Source organism: Nocardioides sp. (genome assembly GCF_051876515.1).
Taxonomy (GTDB): Bacteria; Actinomycetota; Actinomycetes; order Propionibacteriales; family Nocardioidaceae; genus Nocardioides.
Genome location: NZ_JBJEHY010000003.1, coordinates 1 through 19,420, shown reverse-complemented (window position 1 = coordinate 19,420; position 19,420 = coordinate 1). Strand labels below are relative to the sequence as shown.

Here is a 19,420-nt window from a genome sequence, read left to right as displayed (position 1 = left end):
GCGTCGAGGTTGGTGACGTGCGCCTGCAGCGGGGCGTCCTCGTCGTACTCGGGCGCGGGGATGGTCTCCAGGATGGTCTGGAAGAGCGGCTCGAGGTCGGGGGAGTCGGGCAGGGTGCCGTTCTCGGGGGCCTCGGTCGAGGCGCGGCCGGCCTTGCCGGAGGCGTACACGACGGGGAAGTCGAGCGCGTCCTGGTCGGCGCCGTCGTCGAGCAGGTCCATGAACAGCTCGTACGCCTCGTCGACGACCTCGGTGATGCGGGCGTCGGGACGGTCGACCTTGTTGAGGACCAGGATGACCGGCATCTTGGCCTTGAGCGCCTTGCCGAGCACGAAGCGCGTCTGCGGCAGCGGGCCCTCGGAGGCGTCGACGAGCAGCACGATGCCGTCGACCATCGACAGGCCGCGCTCGACCTCGCCGCCGAAGTCGGCGTGGCCGGGGGTGTCGATGATGTTGATCGTCATTCCGCCCTCGGGAGCGTGGGCTCCCGTGTAACGCACGGCGGTGTTCTTCGCGAGGATGGTGATGCCCTTCTCGCGCTCGAGGTCGCCGGAGTCCATGACACGCTCGGCCACACCTTCGGCCTGGTGCGCCGAGAAGGCGCCGGCCTGGTGCAGCATCGCGTCAACGAGGGTGGTCTTGCCGTGGTCGACGTGGGCAACGATGGCGACGTTGCGGATGTCGGAGCGCTTCATGGGTCTCTTTCGCTCGAAGATCTGGAGCCGACCCGCTCGTGGGCTGGCAGTCCAGACTACTTGCCAGCGCGCCGCACGGCTGAATCGAGCGTTCCGCCCACGTCGGCGACTCGCCCGTCCCGCACCCCTTGAGGACTGTCAGTGGTGGGGCGTTGAGTGGAGGCATGCGATCTCGGAACAGCACCACCTCGCCGGCCGTCCCTCCTCATCGGGCTGCGCCCTGCCGCGGCTTCGTCCCCCCGTACCTCCTGCGTCGCGTGGCCGAGGCGGGCCTCGTCGAGGCAGGTGCCACCCTCGACGAGGACGTACGCTTCCGCGCCGTCCGCAACGCTCCTGCCCTGCGCGCGGAGCGGCTCTCGCTGGTGGCCCGGGCCGGCTGGACGGTGCACGACGCCCGCAACGGCACCGAGCTGCCCGGCACCCCGGTCCGCTCCAGCGGCGGGGTGGCGACGGGCGACGTGGCCGTCGACGAGGCGGCCGACGGGATCGAGGCGGCGCTCGCGATGTACCGGGACGGGTTCGGCCGGGACTCCTTCGACGGGGCCGGCGCGCACGCGCTGGTGACCGTCCACTACGGCCGGTCGTACGCCAACGCCTTCTGGGACGGGTCCCAGCTGGTGTTCGGCGACGGCGACGGGCAGGTCTTCGACCGGTTCACCAAGCCCGTCGACGTGCTGGGCCACGAGCTGGCCCACGGTCTCGTCGAGCACACGGCCGCGCTGGTCTACCGCGACCAGCCGGGTGCACTCAACGAGTCCGTCGCCGACGTGACGGCCGCCTGCCTCAAGCAACGGCTCCTCGGCCAGGACGCGGCCGGGGCTGACTGGCTGATCGGGGAGGGGATCTTCCTGCCCGGGGTCGCGGCGCGGGCTCTGCGCGACATGGCCGCCCCCGGCACCGCGTACGACGACGCCCGGCTCGGGCGCGACCCGCAGGTGGGCCACATGGACGACTTCGTGGTGACGGCCGAGGACGACGGCGGGGTGCACATCAACTCCGGCATCCCCAACCGGGCGTTCCAGCTGGCGGCCACCGCGATCGGCGGTGACTCCCTGAGTGGGGCCGGCCAGATCTGGTACGCCGCCCTCACCGGCGGACAGGTGGGTCCGCAGACCGACTTCGCCAGCTTCGCCGCCGCGACGGTGGCGGTGGCCGGGCAGCACGCGGACGCGGTGGCGGCCGCCTGGGAGCAGGTGGGTGTCCCCGTCGGCGTCAGCGGAGCCTCCGTTGCCTCGGGCGCGGGCGGGTCGGGCGCGGGTGGGTCGGGCAGCGCGGCGGGCGCGCCGGTCGGCCGGCTCCGGATGACCCGCAGCGGCGGCTTCGCCGGCCTCAGCGAGGTGTACGAGGTGGATCTCGCCGACGCCGACGACGAGGTCGCCGACGTGCGCGCCGCCTGGCAGCGGGTCGACGCGGCCCAGTCGCTCACCCGGCATCCGGTGCCGTCCACCCCCCAACCCGACCGGTTCAGCTACACCTTCCAGGTGGGCGAGCAGGCGCCGGTGCGGGTGGCCGAGCAGGACCTCGACGACCACCTGCGGGGCCTCGCCGAGGCCGTACGGAACTGTCCCCGGGCGCGCGCGGGGGAGTGAGGCGCCGGGGCGCAGGCTGGGCTGCGTTGGGGCGGGCGTGCGGTCGGCGCATGCGTCATACGAACGGGTCCGCTGGCCGGGTGCGTCATGCGTACCGGGTGCTGGGGCGGGGCCGTCATGCGTCCGCGCAGCGGTGGGGTCCGCGTCATGCGTGCGGGTGTTGGTGCGGCCCTACTTCATGCGGATCCGAACCTATTGGTGCGGATCCGCATGACGCAGCGGCCAGCCGGGCTGACGCCGTATGACGGAAGCCCCACGCGCAACGGTTAGTATGACGCACCCCCGGCCAGCCCCACCCGTACGCAACGACGCCCCGACCACAGGCCGGGGCGTCGTACGGAGGAACGTCAGGCGAGCGCGCGGTCCAGGGCTGCCTGCACGTGCAGCGTGGTGCACGGGAACAGCGGGATCTCCACGTCGGACTGCTTGATCAGCAGCTCGAGCTCGGTGCACCCGAGCAGCACCCCCTCGGCGCCGGCGTCCCACAGCTCGTTGATGATCTCGATGACCTTGGAGCGGGTGCGCGGCACGACGACCCCGTGCACGAGCTCCTCGTAGATGGCCGCGTTCACGAAGTCGTGGTGCTTCTCGTCCGGCACGACGACCTCGAGCCCCGCCGCCTCGAGGCGGTCGGTGAAGAAGGTCTCGCTCATCGCGACCTTGGTGCCGATGAGGCCGACCTTGGTCATGCCGGCCGCGGTGACGGCCTCGGAGACCACGTCGCCCAGACGCAGGACCGGGATCTGCACGGCTTCCTCGACCTCGTCGGCCACCTTGTGGAACGTCGTGGTGCACAGCAGCAGGAAGTCGGCGCCGGCGCGCTCGACGCCCTGCGCGGCGGAGGCGAGGAGCTGGCCGATCTGGTCCCAGCGCTCGGTCTCCTCGAGGTCGGTGAGTTCCGCGAAGTCGACGGTGCTGAGCACGATCCGTGGCGAGGACAACCCGCCGAGTCGTTCTTGCACGCCCAGGTTGAGGTCCCGGTAGTACACCGCGCTGGATTCCCAGCTCATGCCGCCGACGAGTCCGATGGTCTGCACAGGAGCAGTCTCCCACACGACTACCGCCCGGTACGGGTGGTTCGCGTCACGCCCCGGAGCGGTGCACCTTGTCGAAGGCGGCCTGCGCGCGCGGCTTGATGACCATCTCGTCGATGTTGACGTGCCACGGACGGGTGGCGACCCAGGCCACGGCGTCGGCGATGTCCTCGGCGAGCAGCGGCTGGTCGACACCGGCGTACACGGCGTCCGCGCGCTCCTGGTCACCGGCGAAGCGGACCACCGAGAACTCCTCGGTGTGCACCATGCCGGGAGCGATCTCGGTGATGCGGATCGGCTCGCCCAGCAGCTCCAGGCGCAGGGTCTCGGTGACGACCTTGGTACCGTGCTTGGCGGCGGTGTAGCTGGCGCCGGTCGGGTACGCCCACCGCCCGGCCGTGGAGCCCATGTTGACGATGAGCGCGTCGCCGCTGGCCCGCAGCGCCGGGAGCAGCGCCTTGGTCATCCGCACCAGGCCGACCACGTTGACGTCGAACGTGCGCCCCCACTGGTCGGGGTCGGTGCTCTCGATGGGCTCGGAGTCGAACGCCCCGCCCGCGTTGTTGACGAGCACGTCGACCACCGGCAGCCCGGCGGCCAGGGCGGCCACCGAGTCGGCGTCGGTGACGTCGCAGGCCACGGCCACGCCGTCGATCTCCTGGGCCAGGGCTTCGATCCGGTCCGTACGCCGGGCCGCGCACACCACGCGGAAGCCGGCCGCGGCCAAGGCTCGTGCGGTGGCGGCCCCGATCCCGCTGGAGGCTCCAGTGACGACGGCGGTACGACGCTGCTGCGAACTCATGGGTCCCATCGTGGCAGGATCGGCCAGCGTGACGCTCATCGCCGCTGCAGACGGATCCGCCCTCGGCAACCCCGGCCCGGCCGGCTGGGGCTGGTACGTCGACCGGGACCGCTGGGCCTCGGGGGGCTGGGCCCACGGCACCAACAACATGGGCGAGCTGATGGCCGTCCTCGACCTGCTGCGCCAGACCGCGCACCTCGGCGAGCCGCTGCACGTCCTGTGCGACTCCAAGTACGTCATCGACTCGATCACCAAGTGGATGCCGGGCTGGAAGCGCAACGGGTGGCGCAAGAAGGACAAGAAGCCCGTCCTCAACCTCGAGCTCATGCAGGCCATCGACGCCGCCATGCGCCCCGACGTGACCTTCGAGTGGGTCAAGGGTCACGCCGGTCACGCGCTCAACGAGGCGGCCGACCGTCTCGCCAACGCCGCCGCGCAGGCCTACCAGCGCGGCGACGTACCCCCGGCCGGGCCCGGCATCCCGGGCGCCGACGCCCAGCAGGAGGCCAGCACCGTGCAGGCGTCCCCGAGCACCCGCGAGCCCGAGCCCGAGCCGGACCTGTTCAGCTCCCTGGAGGACGAGCCCGTACCCGCGCGCTCCGCCGTCGAGGAGGTCGTCGCGCTCGAACGACGCCTGCTGGACGACGAGGTGCGCGCCGACCGCGGCGAGGTCGCCGCGCTGCTGCACCCGCAGTGGATGGAGATCGGCCGCAGCGGCCGGGTCTGGAACCGTACGGAGATGCTCGACACCATCGGCCCGATCGGGCGCGTCGACCTGGAGGTCGTGGACGTGATCGAGGTGGGTGCCGACACCGTCCAGCTCCTGTGGCGTGCCACCACCGAGCAGGGCAGCACCCTGCGCAGCTCGCTGTGGGTGCGCGGCCGTACGGGGTGGCAGCAGGTCTTCCACCAGGGCACGCCCGAGGCCTGAGTCCCGTCGCGGTACCGGCACCGGGGAAGTGGTGCGGGAATGACCGTCGACGCGGCATGGTTGACGTGGTCGGAGTTCTCGACGGACAGGAGCGCACGTGGGTGACCGGGTGGCGATGATCAGCCTGCACACCTCCCCGCTCGACCAGCCGGGCACGGGGGACGCGGGCGGGATGAACGTCTACGTCATCGAGCTCGCCCGACGCCTCGCAGCCCGCGGCGTCGAGGTCGACGTCTTCACGCGCGCCACCTCCTCCACGCTGGCGCCGGTGGTCGAGGCCGACGCGGGCGTCCTCGTGCACAACGTCCACGCCGGACCGTTCGAGGGGCTCACCAAGGGCGAGCTGCCGGGCCAGCTCTGCACGTTCGCCCGCGAGGTGCTGCGCGCCGAGGCCGGCCAGGAGATCGGCCACTACAGCGCCGTGCACTCCCACTACTGGCTGTCGGGCCAGGTCGGCGCCCTCGCGCGCGACCGCTGGCAGGTGCCGCTCATCCACTCCATGCACACGATGGCGCGCGTCAAGAACGCCGCGCTCGCCGAGGGCGACACCCCCGAGCCGGTGGCCCGCGTCATCGGCGAGGACCAGGTGGTCGAGGCCGCCGACCTGCTCATCGCCAACACCTCGCTGGAGGCCAAGCAGCTGGTCGACCTGTACGGCGCCGACCCCGCCCGCGTCGAGGTCGTCCACCCCGGCGTCGACCTGTCCGTCTTCCGGCCGTACGACCGGGCGCAGGCCCGCGCAGAGCTCGGGCTGCCGGCGGACGCCGTCGTCCTGCTCTTCGCCGGACGCATCCAGCCGCTCAAGGCCCCCGACGTCCTGCTGCGTGCCGCCGCGGTGATGATCGCCGACGACCCGTCGCTGCGCCACCGGCTCGTGGTCCCCGTCGTCGGTGGCCCGTCCGGGTCGGGGCTGGACCGTCCGGAGTCCCTGGTGCAGCTGGCCGCCGAGCTCGGTGTCAGCGACGTCGTCCGGTTCGTGCCGCCCGTCGAGCAGCCCGTCCTGGCGCGCTGGATGGCCGCCGCGACCGCCGTCGCCGTGCCGTCGTACAACGAGTCGTTCGGGCTGGTCGCCGCCGAGGCGCAGGCTGCCGGCACGCCCGTGGTCGCGGCCGCCGTCGGCGGCCTGACCACCGTGGTCGCGCACGAGGTCTCGGGCCTCCTGGTCGACACCCACGAGCCGCGCGACTGGGCCCACTCCCTGCGCCGCCTCGTCGACGAGCCCGGGCTCACCGACCGCCTGCGGGCCGGCGCCCAGGCCCGCGCTGCGGAGTTCTCGTGGGACCGCACCGCCGAGCACACCCTCAAGGCCTACGACCTGGCGCGCCGCAACCTCGGCGCCACGCTCGTCTGAGACCGCGACCCCGGGAGCCCCACCGATGGACACCGACTTCTCCGCCCAGCCGTCGCCCGAGGTCGCCGCGGCCGTCGTCGCGGTGCGGGCGTGGCTGTCCGACAACGACCTGGCGTACGAGGAGCAGCCCGGCCACGTCTACTCCTTCGCCCTGCCCGGCGAGAAGAAGCTGCAGGTCCCCGTCCGCCTCGACGTCGGCCCGCACACCCTCGGGGTCCACGCGTTCGTGTGCCGCAACCCCGACGAGGACCACCTGCGCGTCTACCGCTGGCTGCTGGAGCGCAACCTGCGGATGTACGCCGTCGCGTTCGCCGTCGACCACGACGGCGACATCTACCTCGACGCCCGCCTGCCGCTGGCCTCGGTGACCGCCGCCGAGCTGGACCAGCTGATGGGATCGGTGCTGGCCAACGCCGACGAGTCGTTCAACGCGATCCTCGAGCTCGGGTTCGCCACCTCGATCCGCAAGGAGTACGAGTGGCGGGTGTCCCGCGGCGAGTCCCTGGCCAACCTGGAGGCGTTCCGGGGCTGGCTGGACGCCGACGCGGGCCGTACGCCTAGCTGAGCTGCTCCTGCGGCTCGTCCGCCTCCTCGGGCACCGGAGCGGTGGGTGAGGCCGGCTGGCGCCGGGAGGCCAGCACGCCGCCGATGCACAGCGCACCGCCCACGAACGCCAGCGCCGCCGGCACCTCGTCGAGCAGCAGCCACGCCATCAGCGCGGTGATGAACGGGACCAGGAAGGTCGACTGCGCGAACGCGCCCGCGTTCTTGGCGTGCGAGAGCGCGTACGCCCACGTCGTGAACGCGATCGCGGAGGGGAACACCCCCAGGTAGACCAGCCATCCCCAGGTGTCGGCGGAGGCCGATCCCAGCACGTCGACGGCCTCGAGGGTCCACGGCAGGCAGACCACCAGGCCCACCAGCGCGTACCAGAAGGTGAGCTCCAGAGGTCCCATCGTGAGCAGCAGCTTGCGCTGGGTCAGCACGCCGACCGCGAACGTGGCGGCCGCCGCGACGGCCATCGAGATCCCGACCAGGTCGCCGCTGGCGTGCTCGGTCGAGGCGTACGCGATGAGGACGACCCCGCCGAAGCCGACCGCCATGCCGACCAGCAGCCAGCGGGTGAGCCGCTCGCCGAGGAAGGTGGCGGCCAGCAGGCCCACGAGGATCGGGCCGATCTGCACGATCAGCGCGGCCGTGGCGGCGTCGATGCGGCGCTCCGCCTCGTTGAGCGTCAGGTTGTAGACGCCGAACCAGCTCGCGCCGCCCAGCGCGATCAGCTTCCACTCCGCCGCGCTCGGCAGGCGGGAGACGCGCAGGCGCATCATCAGCAGCAGCGTCAGCACCATCACCGCGAGGCGGGCCAACGACAACGTCCCCGGAGGGACGCTGGCGCCCAGGTGGCGGATGCCGACGAAGGCGCTGGCCCACAGCACCAGGGTCACGCCTGCCGCCGCGAACGGAAGCCATGCCTGTGGGGGACTCTGCTGTTCACGTGTCACGGGTCAAGGCTAGGTACGCCCATGACACGTTGTCGCGCGGGATTCGGACAGATCAGCACGAGATCCCGCCATTCGGCCCGGTGGTCGAGCCTGTCGAGGCCCCAGGCCCGACGCGCTCAACCAGCGACCGGATCCCTCAGAGGTCCGCTGTGCTCCTCTGCTGGAGCTCCTGCGGGGCTCGGCTCCGGCACACCTCGCTGCGCTCGGCGTACCTCCGGCCTCACTCCTCAGAGGTCCGCTGTGCTCCTCTGCTGGATCTCCTGCGGGGCTCGGCTCCGGCACACCTCGCTGCGCTCGGCGTACCTCCGGCCTCACTCCTCAGAGGTCCAGCTTGTAACCGAGCCCGCGGACGGTCACCAGGTAGCTCGGCTGGCTCGGGTCCGGCTCCAGCTTGGCGCGCAGCCGCTTCACGTGGACGTCGAGGGTCTTGGTGTCACCGACGTAGTCGGCACCCCACACGCGGTCGATCAGCTGGCCGCGGGTCAGCACCCGACCCGGGTTGCGCAGGAACATCTCCAGCAGCTCGAACTCCTTGAGCGGCAGCCGCTGCTCCTCCCCGTTGACGGTGACGACGTGGCGCTCCACGTCCATCCGCACCGGGCCCGCCTCCAGGGTGTCGGGCACGAGGTCGGTCTCGGTGCCGCGGCGCAGCACGGCGCGGATCCGGGCGGTCAGCTCGCGCGGCGAGTACGGCTTGGTGACGTAGTCGTCGGCGCCCAGCTCCAGGCCCACCACCTTGTCGACCTCGTCGTCCTTGGCCGAGACCATGATGACCGGGACGTTGGACGACTGCCGGATCTGGCGGCACACCTCGGTGCCGGGCAGCCCGGGGAGCATCAGGTCGAGCAGCACGATGTCGGCGCCGTTGCGGTCGAACTCCGCGATCGCGGCGTGGCCGTCGGCGGCGATCGCCACCTCGTACCCCTCCTTGCGGAGCATGTAGGCGAGTGCGTCGCTGTAGCTCTCTTCGTCCTCGACGACGAGTACCCGGGTCACGGGCGGTCCTCCTGCTGTGAAGTGGGGGTGGAACGGGGCCCGGCATGGCTGCCGGGAGGTACGGGGTCGGTCGGTCCTGCCTCGATGGTGTCGGACCCGGCCGTCGGAGTCGAGGGGGCTTGAACGCCCCCGGACGGGGTGGGCGCCCCGGTCGGCTCCTGCCGCAGGGGCAGCGTGAGCGTGAATGTCGACCCCTCGCCCTCGACCGACCACACGCTCACCTCGCCGCCGTGCGTGGCCGCGACGTGCTTCACGATCGACAGGCCCAGCCCCGTACCGCCGGTGGAGCGGTGACGGGCCGGGTCGACCCGGTAGAAGCGCTCGAAGATCCGGTCGATCTCGGCCTCGGGGATGCCGATCCCCTGGTCGACGACCGAGATCTCGGCGACGCCGTCGTGGCTGGTGGTGGAGATGACGACCCGGGAGTCGTCGGAGGAGTACGCGACGGCGTTGGCGACCAGGTTGGACACGGCCGCCGACACCTGGTCCGCGGACCCCGTCACCACCAGGTCGTGGTCGCCGCGGCGGACCAGGGTGATCTGCTTGGCGTCAGCCTTGGTGGCGATCTTGTCCATCGCCTCGGAGACCACGACGTCGAGGCTGACCGGGACCGGCTGCTCCAGCGGTTCGCTGCTCTGCAGCCGCGACAGCTCGATGATCTGCTGGACCATGGTGGAGAGCCGGTCGCTCTCGGTCAGCATCCGGCCCGCGAACCGTTGCACCGCCTCGGGGTCGTCGGCGGCGTCCTCGACGGCCTCGGCGAGCAGCCGGATCGCGCCCACGGGCGTCTTGAGCTCGTGGCTGACGTTGGCCACGAAGTCGCGGCGCACCGCCTCGACCCGCTTCTCCCGGGTGCGGTCCTCCACGAGTGCCAGCACCTGGCGGGCGCCCAGCGGGGCGACGCGGGCCGTCAACGTACGGCGTGAGGCGTGGTCGTGCCCGCCCAGGTGCAGCTCGGACTCGCGGATCTGACCGTCGCGGCGCACCTGGCGGACGAGTTCGAGCAGGTCGTCCAGGGCCAGCTCGCCGTCGCGGATCAGGCCGAACGCGTACGCGGGGGCCGAGGCGTTGAGGACCCTGTCCTGGTCGTCCAGCACGACGGCGCTCGAGCGCAGCACGGACAGCACGCCCGCGACGCCCGGGTCGACGCTGGGCGGTTCGACCTCGGGGATGCGGCTGCGCTCGCGGTCGCTGACGTACCACGCGATGAGCGCCCCGCCGGTCACGACCGATGCCGCGACCGCGGACAGCAGTGCCTGCAGGGTGGGGTCCACGGTCACGATCGTACGCAGCCGTCCGGGGTGCTCCCGACCAGCGCAGGGTCCGTGTGCCGACTGTTCACCGGGCGTTCACCGCACGACGCTGACCGGACACCTTGGCCTTCTACGTTGACGTCATGCGTGAGGCTTTCCAGGACCAGCTCGACGGCATCTTCCTCGACCTCGGCGCGATGTGCGCCCAGGTCGAGGTCGCCGTCCGCGAGGCCACCAGTGCCCTGATGACCGGCGACTCGAGGACCGCGGAGGCCGTGATCAGCGCGGACGCGGGGATCGACGCGATGCGGGAGCGGATCGAGGAGTCGGCCTTCTCGCTGCTGTCGCTGCAGCAGCCCGTCGCCGGCGACCTGCGCGTGATCGTCTCCGCGCTGCGGATGGTCGGGGAGCTCGAGCGGATGGGTGACCTGTCGGTGCACGTGGCCAAGGTGGCCCGCATGCGCGTGCCGTACGTCGCGGTGCCGGAGGAGGTGCGCCCGACCCTCCAGGCGATGGCGTCCACCGCCGAGGACATGGTGCGCCGCGTCAAGGCCGTCATCGGGTCCCGCGACGTCGAGGCGGCCGCCGCGCTGAACCGCGACGACGACGAGATGGACCGCCTGCGCCGCATCTCCTTCGCCCAGCTGCTCTCGGACGACTGGACGTACGGCGTCGAGCCCGCCGTCGACGTGGCCCTGCTGGGCCGCTACTACGAGCGCATCGCCGACCACGCCGTCTCGATCGCGAACCGCGTCGTGTACGTGGTCACCGGGGAAGTCCCCGTCAAGAGCTGAGCCGCAGGCTCCTCCCGAAGAACCACATTCGCCCCGGCCCACGCGGTTCCGGGGCGGATGTGCGTCATGCGTACGGTCGTGCCGGAGCCTGCGTCATGCGTACGGGTGCTGGCGGGCGTTGCGTCATGCGTACGGGTCTTGGCGGCGCCTGCGTCATGCGTTGGGCTCCCGCAGGGGGCCTGCGTCATGCGGAATGCGACCTATTGGTGCGGGTTCGTATGACGCAGGGGACTCGGGCGGCGGGTTCGTATGACGCGCGGACCTGGGCGGCGGGTTCGTATGACGCAAACCGGACCCCGCAACGGCGGAAGCCCCCGGACCGCGCGGTCCGAGGGCTTCCGAAGGCTGTGCGTGCGCTGGTCAGCGGCCCTGGTTGGCCACCGCTGCGGCCGCTGCGGCGGCTGCCTCGGGGTCGAGGTACTGACCGCCGGCGACGACGGGCTTGAGGTCCTCGTCGAGCTCGTACACCAGCGGCATCCCGGTCGGGATGTTGAGACCGGCGATGTCCTCGTCGCTGATGCCGTCGAGGTGCTTCACGATGGCCCGCAGCGAGTTGCCGTGGGCAGCGATGAGGACCGTCTTGCCGGCCTTGAGGTCGGTGACGATCTCGCTGTCGTAGTACGGCAGCAGGCGCGCGATGACGTCCTTGAGGCACTCGGTACGGGGCAGCTCGTCGCCGAGGTCCGCGTAGCGCGGGTCGCCGACCTGGGAGAACTCGTCGTCGTCGGCCAGCGGCGGCGGCGGGACGTCGAACGAACGACGCCAGGTCATGAACTGCTCCTCGCCGAACTCGGCCAGGGTCTGCTTCTTGTCCTTGCCCTGCAGGGCACCGTAGTGACGCTCGTTGAGGCGCCAGTTGCGCTTGACCGGGATCCAGTGGCGGTCGGCGGCGTCGAGCGCCAGCGCAGCGGTGTTGATGGCGCGACGCTGGAGCGAGGTGTGCACGACGTCGGGCAGCACGCCCGCCTCACGCAGCAGCTCCCCGCCGCGCACGGCCTCGGCGCGGCCCTTGTCGGTCAGGGCCACGTCGACCCAGCCGGTGAAGAGGTTCTTGGCGTTCCACTCGCTCTCGCCGTGGCGGAGCAGGACCAGCGTGTACGTCATCGTCGCCGTCCTCAGTGCGAGGAGCCGTGCTCGGCCGGGATGCGGTGGTCCTCGGGGGCCTCCACGTCCTCGGCGCCGGGCGAGCGGTCGAGGCCCGTCCAGTCGCTGGTGAAGTTGGAGACGACCGGGACCGGCATCTCGGTGGTCTGGCCGTCGCTGAAGGTGAGGGTCAGCGTGAGCATGTTGCCCTCGCTGAACTCGCCCGTCAGGAGCACCGGCTTGTCGGCCTCGGCCAGGTTGACCAGCCCGCCGACCGGCACCTCGATGGGCGCGAACTGCTTGGCCTCGACGGGCGAGGAGTTGCCGTCGGCGTCGGTGTACGTGCCGCTGACGCCGGTCAGCGAGGACGCGTCGGCGTTCTCGTTGGTGGCGAGCGTGACGACCAGGGTGCCGGCGCCCTCGGCGGCGGAGACGACCGCGGCGCCGAGGATGTCGACGTTGCCCGAGCGGTCGTTGGTGCCGGCGGCCGGGGTGTAGTCACGGTCCGTCGCGTAGTCGAACCCCCGGATGCGGTCGACCGCGCCGCAGGCGGAGAGGGGGAGCACGAGCGCGACGGCAACGGTCGCGGTGACGAGGGAACGTCGGAGCTGCATGGTGATCAGGGCCTTCGCAGGTCGGCTGACTGCGCGACCCCGGTGGCCACGCACACGGGGTCATGCTAGCGCCGACCGCGAGCCGGCCGCCGCTGGGGCCGGGATGAGGGAGCGCCCCGGGCGTCCCCCGTGCAGAGGTTTCCCCGGTGCGTACGCGGGGAATGAGGTCGCACCCGCGCGTCGACCAGGGCGCGGGAGCATCCGTCCGGGGCGGTCAAGGGAGGACGTCCGGCGCCGGCGCCACCACAGCGAACGCCTTCTGTCAAGCCAGCACATGGCCTCTGACCTGCGCAAACGCTTCGGAGGGCACTCGGGTGGCGTGTTAGACTGGTCACCTAGGAAGGGGAACTGAACACATGACTTTCACCGTCGGAGAAACGGTTGTCTACCCAAATCACGGGGCCGCAGTCATCGAGGACATCGAGATGCGGAAGATCAAGGGGGAGGACCGTCAGTACCTCGTTCTCAGGATCGTCGCTCAGCAGGACCTGGTCGTCCGGGTCCCTGCCTGCAACCTCGACCTGGTCGGCGTGCGTGACGTCGTCGACAAGGAAGGCCTCGACCGCGTGTTCGACGTGCTGCGCGCCGCGCACGTCGAGGAGCCGACCAACTGGTCGCGCCGCTACAAGGCCAACCTCGAGAAGCTGCACTCCGGTGACGTGATGAAGGTGGCCGAGGTCGTCCGCGACCTGTGGCGCCGCGAGCGCGACCGCGGCCTGTCGGCCGGCGAGAAGCGCATGCTGGCCAAGGCCCGCCAGATCCTGGTCTCCGAGCTCGCGCTCGCCGAGAAGACCAACGAGGACAAGGCCGAGGCCGTCCTCGACGAGGTGCTCGCCTCCTGAGCACCGCACGAACGACGCGTCCGGGGCCCGGTGGATCTTCCACCGGGCCCCGGACCCATTTCGGGCAGGGGTCCCTACCATGGGGGTGATGAGCGACTTCGAGGACGAACCGATCGTGCTGGGCAGTGTCGTCGACGCCGGCCGGGGCGCGCTCCCGTACGGACTGATCCACGGAGAGTCGCTGGTCGCCTGCGCGGCCTGGGCGCTCGGGCAGGCCGGCGTCCGCACCATCGACGTCGACTCGGCCTGGGACGAGGTCCGGGAGTCCGGCTGGCCGCTGGTGCTGCACGACGCGCTGTGCCCGATGACGCCCGCCGAGTTCGTCACCGCGTGCCTCGAGCTGGCCGCGGAGGAGGACGCCGTCGTGGTGGGCGTTCGGCCCGTCACCGACACCGTCAAGGTCGTGACCGACGGCCTCGTCGGCGAGAGCGTCGACCGCGACCGGCTGTGGGCGGTCTGCAGTCCCGTCGTGCTCCCGGCGGATGTCGTCGCCTCGATGGACGCTGCTCCCGGCGCCGACCTCGCTGCCCTGGTGGCGGGGCTCGCGGCCGCCGGCCACACCGTACGGACCCTCACTGCGCCGCCCGAGGGGCGTCGGGTCACCAGCGCAGACGAGGTCCGGCTGCTGGAGGAGCTCACCGTCGCGGAGCGTCCCGAGCGCGACCTCCTCGGGCACTGACCACCCCCGGCCCCGACCGGCGCGGGCGCGTGCGGGTCAGACCTCGGCGGTCCCGACGAGGGCCTCGGCCAGGGCCACGTCCTCGGCGAACGTCACCTTCAGGTTGAACGGCGATCCGGGGACCGCCGCGAGAGGTACGTCGGTGTACCGGGTCAGGCAGGCCGCGGTGTCGGTGCCCTCGAACCCGTCGGCCTCGGCCGCGCGGTAGGCGGCCAGGACGGCGCTGGCCGTGAACGCCTGCGGCGTCTGGACGGCACCCAGGTCGCCCTCGGGCACGGTGAGGTCGACGCTGAGCAGCGGCGGGCTCGGTACGACGGGGATCGCACCGCCGCGGGTGCGCGCGACCTCCACGGTCCGCGACCACAGGGCCGGACCGGCCAGCGGACGGGCGCCGTCGTGGACCGCGACGACGTCGACCTCGCCCGACTCGATCCGCGGCGCCAGCACCTGCACCGCGGCCCACTCGGACGCGTGCCGGCTCGCGCCGCCGGCGACCAGCAGGACCTCGCGGTCCCCCAGGTACGGGGTCAGCGCGGCTGCCACGTCGGACTCCTCGCCCGGTCGTACCACCACGACGACGACGCCCACCTCGGGAGTGGCCAGCGCGTTGGCCACGGAGCGGGCCAGCAGCGGCACCCCGGCGAGGGGGAGCAGGACCTTGTTGACCCCGGCCCCGACGCGGGACCCGGAGCCAGCGGCGAGGACGACGGCAGCGGCGGACACCCGGCGAGGGTATCCGGAGCCGTGTCCTGGCCGTCCGCGCGAGGTTACGTGGCCGAAACACCGACGGTCACTGCGCACAACATCGCCTGCCTAGCGTCGCTCCATGGACAGTGCTGAGCCCCAGGAGTGGCAACGGGTCTGCCCTCTGGACGAGCTGGAACCCGCCCGCGGTGTGACAGCTCTCGTCCACGGGCAGGCCATCGCGATCTTCCGTACCGTCGAGGACGGGGTCTACGCGTTGGGCAACTACGACCCGTTCGCCAAGGCGTCCGTGCTGGCCCGCGGGATCGTGGGGATCCGTCGCGGGGTGCCGTTCGTGGCCAGCCCCAGCCACCGGCGGGCGTTCGACCTGCGTACGGGGCGCTGTCTCGACGACGCGCACGCCAGCGTGCCCTGCTACCGGGTACGGGTCCTCGACGGGTTCGTCGACGTCGGGGGGAGGGTGGCGCTCAGGACCCCAGGATGAGGGCGGTGGCGATGGCGGCGACGCCCTCGCCGCGCCCGGTCAGGCCGAGTCCGTCGGTGGTCGTCGCGGAGACCGTCACCGGGGCGCCGACCGCAGCCGACAGGGCTGCTTGGGCCTCCTCGCGGCGGGGCCCCAGGCGCGGACGGTTGCCGATCACCTGGACGGCGACGTTGCCGATCTCGAAGCCGGCCGCGCGGACCCGGCGTGCCGTCTCGCCCAGCAGCGCCGTGCCGGCAGCGCCGGCCCACTCGGGCTCGGCGGTGCCGAAGTTGCTGCCCAGGTCGCCCAGCCCGGCCGCGGAGAGCAGCGCGTCGCAGCAGGCGTGGGCGGCCACGTCGGCGTCCGAGTGCCCCTCGAGCCCCTGCGGCTCGTCGGGGAAGTGCAGCCCCGCCAGGTGCATCTCCGCACCCTCGACGAGGCGGTGTACGTCGGTGCCGAGGCCGATGCGGGGGAGGCTCACCGGACCGATTGTGCCGTAGCCCCTGCTGGACACCGTGGAGGCCTCGGCCAGAATGTCCGGATGATCGGGCTGCGGACATGGGCGTCAGCGGCCGGCCTGGTGGCCGGTGCCGCGGCTCTGGCGACCAGCGACACCGCCGCGATGCTGGTCACGATCCGCGAGGCGCCCATCTCGTCGGTGGTCTCCTCGTCCACCGGGCTCATCCCGCAGGGCGCCCGCGACCACTTCCTCGCCATTCTCGGCGGTGCTGACGGCGCCGTGCTCGGCACGGTCATCGTCGTCGCGTACGCCGCCTGCTCGGCGTGGGCCGGTCGCGCGCGGTCGCGCGCCTGGTGGCGGCCACTGCTGGTGTGGCTGCCGGTCTGGGCCGTGCTCGCCGCGGGCGTGGCGCTGCGCGAGGAGCCCCGGGTGCTCGAGCTGGTCCCGGTGGGGGTCGGGCTGCTGACGGCGGTGCTCGTGCTGGAGCTGCTGCACCTGTTCCTCAGGCGCGCCGAGTCGGCTGCCGAGGCTGGGACGGAGCCCGGGCCCAACGCGGCGCCCGAGACAGAGCCCGAGGCAGCGGCAGAGAGCGACGCGGCGGCCGAGCCCGCCACGACCCGTCGCGGCTTCCTGGTGGCCTCCGGGGTGGTCCTGCTCGCCTCGGCGGCGGCGACCGGCACCGGCCGGGTCCTGGGCCGGGCGCGACGGCACGTGGCCGAGTCGCGCCTCCTCGTACGCCTCGAGGGGCTCACCCGTGGCCGGGTGCCCGCGCGCGCCACCCTCGGACTCGTCGACGTGGCGCCGTGGCAGACCCCGACCGACGACTTCTTCGTCTTCCACCGCGCCTTCTCGCCGCCCACGGTCGAGCCCGACGAGTGGCGCCTGCGCATCCACGGACTGGTCGCCCGCGAGGTCACCCTCGACTACGACACCCTGGTCGCGCGCCGCCTGAGCGAGTCGTGGACGACGCTCGTCTGCGTGCGCAACGAGGTCGGCGGCGACATGGTCGGCAACGCCTGGTGGAGCGGCGTCCTCACGGCCGACCTGCTGCGCGAGGCCGGTGTCGACCCGTCGGCCGACTGCGTCGTGCAGACGGGGGCCGACGGGTGGACCTGCGTGACCCCGCTGGCGGCGCTGACCGACGACCGCAAGGCGATGCTGGCGGTCGGCATGAACGGCCGCCCCCTCACCATCGAGCACGGCTTCCCGGTCCGTACGGTCGTGCCCGGCCTCTTCGGCTACGTCTCCGCGACGAAGTGGGTCACCGACATCGAGGTCACGACGTACGACTCGGTGGTCTCCGAGGCCGTCGAGGACGGGTGGGCGCTGCACGGCCCGGTCCGCACCGCCTCGCGCATCGACGTGCCGGCGCGTGGCGCCGAGGTCCCCGAGGGGCGTACGGCCGTGGGCGGCGTCGCGTGGTCGCCCGAGTCGGGGATCGAGCGGGTGGAGGTGTCCCTCGACGGCGGCCCGTGGGAGGTCGCGACGCTGGGGGAGACCGTCGGCCCGCAGGCCTGGGTGCAGTGGCGCCACGAGTTCGACGTCGTGGCGGGCGGCCACCTCGTGGTGGTCCGTGCGACCGACGCCCAGGGCGTCATCCAGACCAGCATCGAGCGCGACGTCCAGCCCGACGGTGCCACCGGGTGGCACAGCGTCGAGTTCGAGGCCGTACGGCCGGAGGGCTGACCCCCCGGCCGGGCGCCTCAGCTGTTGCGGATCACGTACGCGGTGCCGCTGGAGGCGTTGAGCCAGACCTTCTCGAACTGGGCCCGGTCGTAGGTGCGGCGGACCGCGGAGTTCCTCGCCCCGGCGGGGTCGTTGACCACCGCGTTGCCGTCCTTGTCGAACCCGACGAGCACGACGAGGTGGCCGTTGCTCGAGGAGATCGGTGCCCCGCTCAGCTCGCCCTTCCTGAAGGCGATCGACACGATCAGCGGCACCCCGTCGGAGATGAACGCCTCGGTCGCGCGCAGGTCGGCCAGCCGCGTCACGTACGCGTCGCCCTTGACGTGGCTGGCGGCGTAGGCGGTGTTGAAGGCCCAGTTGCCGGTGCCGCCGTAGCCGTGGTCGTAGACGAGACGCGCGGTGTGGTCGACGACCGCGTTGGCGTGGTCGCCCGGGACGCCGACCGGGGTGGGCTTGTAGCCGTAGTAGGCGAGCACCATCGCGGTCGAGGTCGGGGAGCACCAGGCCTCGCCGCCGCCGCCGTACTGGGGGAGGTGGCCGGTGTGGGTCATCTGCGAGTACCTCGGCACGCCGAGCACGGTGCCGGCCGCCTTGCCCACCTTGGAGGTGGCCGGGGCGCCGGTACGGATGCTGGCGAGCGCCCCGAACCGCTGGACGGTCGGCTTCGAGGTGGTGCCGCTGGCGCGCATCAGGACGATCCGCAGCTGGTAGCCGGTGACGCCCTTGGTGGCCTGCCAGGTGTCGACGTTGACCTTCCCGAGGTCGTCGGTCTGGCCCGAGTACGTGGTGCGCTTGAGCTTGCGGTTGTCCAGCGCCCAGTCCGCGACCGTGTCCCAGGTGCCGGTGCGGCCGTTGGACAGCTTGGCCCGGACCATGACCTGCACGAGGCTGTCGCCGGGCGTGGTGGCCTCCCACGACGGGATGATCTCGGTCGCGGCCATGCCCGGGGTGACCCACGGCGAGGTCCACGACCCGTAGTCGTAGCGGCGGCCGAGGTACGTCTTGACCTTGGGGTTGCGCAGGCTGAGGTTGCCGTAGGAGACCTTGACGCTGCGGCGCACGCCGGTGCGGAACTCGGTGCTGGTGCTCCACGAGGTGTGCTGCGCGGTGACGGTCCGCTTGGCGGCTGGAGCCGCCGTGCTGGTGGCAGCCGTGGCGCCGGTCGCGGCGGAGGCGGGGGCGACGAGCAGGCTCGAGGTCAGCAGCCCGGCAGTCGTGGCGGCGAGGGCCGCGCCGAGCGTACGAACGGTGGGGGAAGGGTGTGCAGACACCGTTCGACGATAACCCGGTTCGTCACTTCCGTCACACGAGTCACAGAAGCGGGCCGCTGTCCCCGCCCGACGGCAAGGAATCGGAGCGGCGCGCGCGACCCCCCTAGACTTGGCGGGTGACTCTCAGGCTCCATGACTCCGCCACCCGCGACACCCGCGACTTCGTGCCCCTGCGCGAAGGCCAGGTCGGCATCTACGTCTGTGGCCTCACCGTCCAGTCCGAGCCCCACGTCGGCCACGTACGCTCGGCGGTCAACTTCGACGTCCTGCGCCGCTGGCTGCTGGCCAAGGGGTTCCGGGTCGACTTCATCCGCAACGTCACCGACATCGACGACAAGATCCTCGCCAAGTCCGCCGAGCGCGACATGCACTGGTACGAGCTCGCCCAGCGCATGCAGCGCGAGCTGGGATCCGTCCTCGACTCCCTCAACGTCATGCCGCCGACGTACGAGCCCGGCGCGGCCGGCACCGTCCCGGAGATCCTCGAGCTGATCGGGCAGCTGGTCGCCAAGGGTCACGCGTACGTCGCCGAGGACGGCTCGGGCGACGTCTACTTCGACGTGCGCAGCTGGCCCGCGTACGGCGAGCTGACCCGCCAGAAGGTCGACGACATGGAGCCGGCCGGCGACGCCGACCCCCGCGGCAAGCGCGACCCGCGCGACTTCGCGCT

Annotated in this window: 21 protein-coding genes; 10 read left to right on the top strand and 11 right to left on the bottom strand. The window is 72.2% G+C overall.

The genetic code is table 11. The features are described from left to right. Nucleotides 1–695, bottom strand: a 695-nt coding sequence (locus tag ACI379_RS00245; protein WP_439790046.1) for a GTP-binding protein, incomplete at its 3' end; no start/stop codon positions are given. Nucleotides 696–952: 257 nt separating this feature from the next. Here ACI379_RS00245 and ACI379_RS00240 point away from each other — a divergent pair. Then, nucleotides 953–2,284, top strand: a complete 1,332-nt coding sequence (locus ACI379_RS00240) for a protealysin inhibitor emfourin (protein ID WP_439790045.1) — start codon at nt 953–955, stop codon at nt 2,282–2,284. 347 nt (nt 2,285–2,631) lie between these two features. Here ACI379_RS00240 and ACI379_RS00235 read toward each other — a convergent pair whose 3' ends face one another. Together ACI379_RS00235 and ACI379_RS00230 are read right to left on the bottom strand one after the other, a co-directional pair. Beyond that, the gene (locus tag ACI379_RS00235) at nt 2,632–3,321 is read right to left on the bottom strand and encodes an aspartate/glutamate racemase family protein (protein WP_439790044.1); all 690 of its coding nucleotides are present in this window, start codon (nt 3,319–3,321) and stop codon (nt 2,632–2,634) included. Between the two features lie 46 nt (nt 3,322–3,367). After that, nucleotides 3,368–4,129 (bottom strand): SDR family NAD(P)-dependent oxidoreductase, encoded by a 762-nt coding sequence (locus ACI379_RS00230; protein ID WP_439790043.1) that lies wholly within the window; start codon nt 4,127–4,129, stop codon nt 3,368–3,370. Between the two features lie 19 nt (nt 4,130–4,148). On the opposite strand from ACI379_RS00230, the gene ACI379_RS00225 reads away from it, so the two are divergent. From ACI379_RS00225 to ACI379_RS00215, 3 genes are all read left to right on the top strand, one after another. Beyond that, nucleotides 4,149–5,051, top strand: coding sequence for an RNase H family protein (locus tag ACI379_RS00225; RefSeq protein WP_439790042.1), 903 nt, complete (start codon nt 4,149–4,151; stop codon nt 5,049–5,051). Between the two features lie 97 nt (nt 5,052–5,148). Further along, nucleotides 5,149–6,402: a D-inositol-3-phosphate glycosyltransferase gene (mshA, locus tag ACI379_RS00220; protein ID WP_439790041.1), complete on the top strand. Its 1,254-nt coding sequence runs from the start codon at nt 5,149–5,151 to the stop codon at nt 6,400–6,402. Nucleotides 6,403–6,427: 25 nt separating this feature from the next. Continuing rightward, nucleotides 6,428–6,967, top strand: a complete 540-nt coding sequence (locus tag ACI379_RS00215; RefSeq protein WP_439790040.1) for a YbjN domain-containing protein — start codon at nt 6,428–6,430, stop codon at nt 6,965–6,967. Here the strand turns inward: ACI379_RS00215 and ACI379_RS00210 are convergent. The 3 genes from ACI379_RS00210 to ACI379_RS00200 form a co-directional block, all read right to left on the bottom strand. Further along, on the bottom strand, nt 6,960–7,904 hold the full coding sequence (locus tag ACI379_RS00210) for a DMT family transporter (RefSeq protein ID WP_439790039.1): 945 nt from the start codon (nt 7,902–7,904) through the stop codon (nt 6,960–6,962). The two genes, ACI379_RS00215 and ACI379_RS00210, sit on opposite strands and share 8 nt — an antisense overlap. Nucleotides 7,905–8,222: 318 nt before the next feature. Further along, complete coding sequence (locus tag ACI379_RS00205; protein ID WP_439790038.1) at nt 8,223–8,900, bottom strand: response regulator; 678 nt, start codon at nt 8,898–8,900, stop codon at nt 8,223–8,225. Then, complete coding sequence (locus ACI379_RS00200; RefSeq protein ID WP_439790037.1) at nt 8,897–10,174, bottom strand: sensor histidine kinase; 1,278 nt, start codon at nt 10,172–10,174, stop codon at nt 8,897–8,899. The genes ACI379_RS00205 and ACI379_RS00200 overlap by 4 nt, the downstream gene beginning before the upstream one ends. Nucleotides 10,175–10,296: 122 nt before the next feature. Here ACI379_RS00200 and phoU point away from each other — a divergent pair, with 122 nt between their 5' ends. Beyond that, entirely contained in the window at nt 10,297–10,947 is a 651-nt protein-coding gene (phoU, locus tag ACI379_RS00195; RefSeq protein WP_439790036.1) for a phosphate signaling complex protein PhoU, read from the top strand. A 360-nt stretch (nt 10,948–11,307) separates the two neighbouring features. Here phoU and ACI379_RS00190 read toward each other — a convergent pair whose 3' ends face one another. After that, complete coding sequence (locus ACI379_RS00190; protein WP_439790035.1) at nt 11,308–12,051, bottom strand: phosphoglyceromutase; 744 nt, start codon at nt 12,049–12,051, stop codon at nt 11,308–11,310. An 11-nt stretch (nt 12,052–12,062) separates the two neighbouring features. Beyond that, nucleotides 12,063–12,644, bottom strand: a complete 582-nt coding sequence (locus ACI379_RS00185; RefSeq protein ID WP_439790034.1) for a hypothetical protein — start codon at nt 12,642–12,644, stop codon at nt 12,063–12,065. A 356-nt stretch (nt 12,645–13,000) separates the two neighbouring features. On the opposite strand from ACI379_RS00185, the gene ACI379_RS00180 reads away from it, so the two are divergent. Together ACI379_RS00180 and ACI379_RS00175 are read left to right on the top strand one after the other, a co-directional pair. Then, entirely contained in the window at nt 13,001–13,486 is a 486-nt protein-coding gene (locus ACI379_RS00180; RefSeq protein WP_439790033.1) for a CarD family transcriptional regulator, read from the top strand. 88 nt (nt 13,487–13,574) lie between these two features. Further along, nucleotides 13,575–14,165, top strand: a complete 591-nt coding sequence (locus ACI379_RS00175) for a 2-C-methyl-D-erythritol 4-phosphate cytidylyltransferase (protein ID WP_439790032.1) — start codon at nt 13,575–13,577, stop codon at nt 14,163–14,165. Nucleotides 14,166–14,201: 36 nt separating this feature from the next. Here ACI379_RS00175 and ACI379_RS00170 read toward each other — a convergent pair whose 3' ends face one another. Beyond that, a complete protein-coding gene (locus tag ACI379_RS00170; protein WP_439790031.1) occupies nt 14,202–14,888 on the bottom strand; it encodes an IspD/TarI family cytidylyltransferase in 687 nt (228 codons plus the stop codon). Nucleotides 14,889–14,991: 103 nt separating this feature from the next. Here ACI379_RS00170 and nirD point away from each other — a divergent pair, with 103 nt between their 5' ends. Beyond that, nucleotides 14,992–15,354, top strand: coding sequence for a nitrite reductase small subunit NirD (gene nirD, locus ACI379_RS00165; RefSeq protein ID WP_439790030.1), 363 nt, complete (start codon nt 14,992–14,994; stop codon nt 15,352–15,354). On the opposite strand, the gene ispF is transcribed toward nirD, so the two are convergent. Next, complete coding sequence (ispF, locus tag ACI379_RS00160) at nt 15,338–15,754, bottom strand: 2-C-methyl-D-erythritol 2,4-cyclodiphosphate synthase (protein ID WP_439790047.1); 417 nt, start codon at nt 15,752–15,754, stop codon at nt 15,338–15,340. The two genes, nirD and ispF, sit on opposite strands and share 17 nt — an antisense overlap. A gap of 120 nt (nt 15,755–15,874) precedes the next feature. Between ispF and ACI379_RS00155 the strand changes: the two genes are divergently transcribed. Continuing rightward, nucleotides 15,875–17,479: a molybdopterin-dependent oxidoreductase gene (locus ACI379_RS00155; RefSeq protein ID WP_439790029.1), complete on the top strand. Its 1,605-nt coding sequence runs from the start codon at nt 15,875–15,877 to the stop codon at nt 17,477–17,479. Nucleotides 17,480–17,496: 17 nt separating this feature from the next. Here ACI379_RS00155 and ACI379_RS00150 read toward each other — a convergent pair whose 3' ends face one another. Beyond that, nucleotides 17,497–18,750 carry a peptidase C39 family protein gene (locus ACI379_RS00150; RefSeq protein ID WP_439790028.1) on the bottom strand — a complete coding sequence of 418 codons (1,254 nt, stop codon included), beginning with the start codon at nt 18,748–18,750 and terminating at the stop codon, nt 17,497–17,499. A gap of 116 nt (nt 18,751–18,866) precedes the next feature. Here ACI379_RS00150 and ACI379_RS00145 point away from each other — a divergent pair. Then, nucleotides 18,867–19,420 (top strand): class I tRNA ligase family protein (locus ACI379_RS00145; protein ID WP_439790027.1); only part of this gene is annotated, 554 nt, incomplete at its 3' end.

What these genes read in the sequence shown, in the direction of transcription:
- phoU (WP_439790036.1), top strand. Translation starts at nt 10,297, where the DNA reads ATGCGTGAGGCTTTCCAGGACCAGCTCGACGGCATCTTCCTCGACCTC.
- ispF (WP_439790047.1), bottom strand. Translation starts at nt 15,754, where the DNA reads ATGCACCTGGCGGGGCTGCACTTCCCCGACGAGCCGCAGGGGCTCGAG.
- nirD (WP_439790030.1), top strand. Translation starts at nt 14,992, where the DNA reads ATGGACAGTGCTGAGCCCCAGGAGTGGCAACGGGTCTGCCCTCTGGAC.
- ACI379_RS00175 (WP_439790032.1), top strand. Translation starts at nt 13,575, where the DNA reads ATGAGCGACTTCGAGGACGAACCGATCGTGCTGGGCAGTGTCGTCGAC.
- ACI379_RS00155 (WP_439790029.1), top strand. Translation starts at nt 15,875, where the DNA reads ATGATCGGGCTGCGGACATGGGCGTCAGCGGCCGGCCTGGTGGCCGGT.
- ACI379_RS00180 (WP_439790033.1), top strand. Translation starts at nt 13,001, where the DNA reads ATGACTTTCACCGTCGGAGAAACGGTTGTCTACCCAAATCACGGGGCC.
- ACI379_RS00185 (WP_439790034.1), bottom strand. Translation starts at nt 12,644, where the DNA reads ATGCAGCTCCGACGTTCCCTCGTCACCGCGACCGTTGCCGTCGCGCTC.
- ACI379_RS00215 (WP_439790040.1), top strand. Translation starts at nt 6,428, where the DNA reads ATGGACACCGACTTCTCCGCCCAGCCGTCGCCCGAGGTCGCCGCGGCC.
- ACI379_RS00230 (WP_439790043.1), bottom strand. Translation starts at nt 4,129, where the DNA reads ATGGGACCCATGAGTTCGCAGCAGCGTCGTACCGCCGTCGTCACTGGA.
- ACI379_RS00190 (WP_439790035.1), bottom strand. Translation starts at nt 12,051, where the DNA reads ATGACGTACACGCTGGTCCTGCTCCGCCACGGCGAGAGCGAGTGGAAC.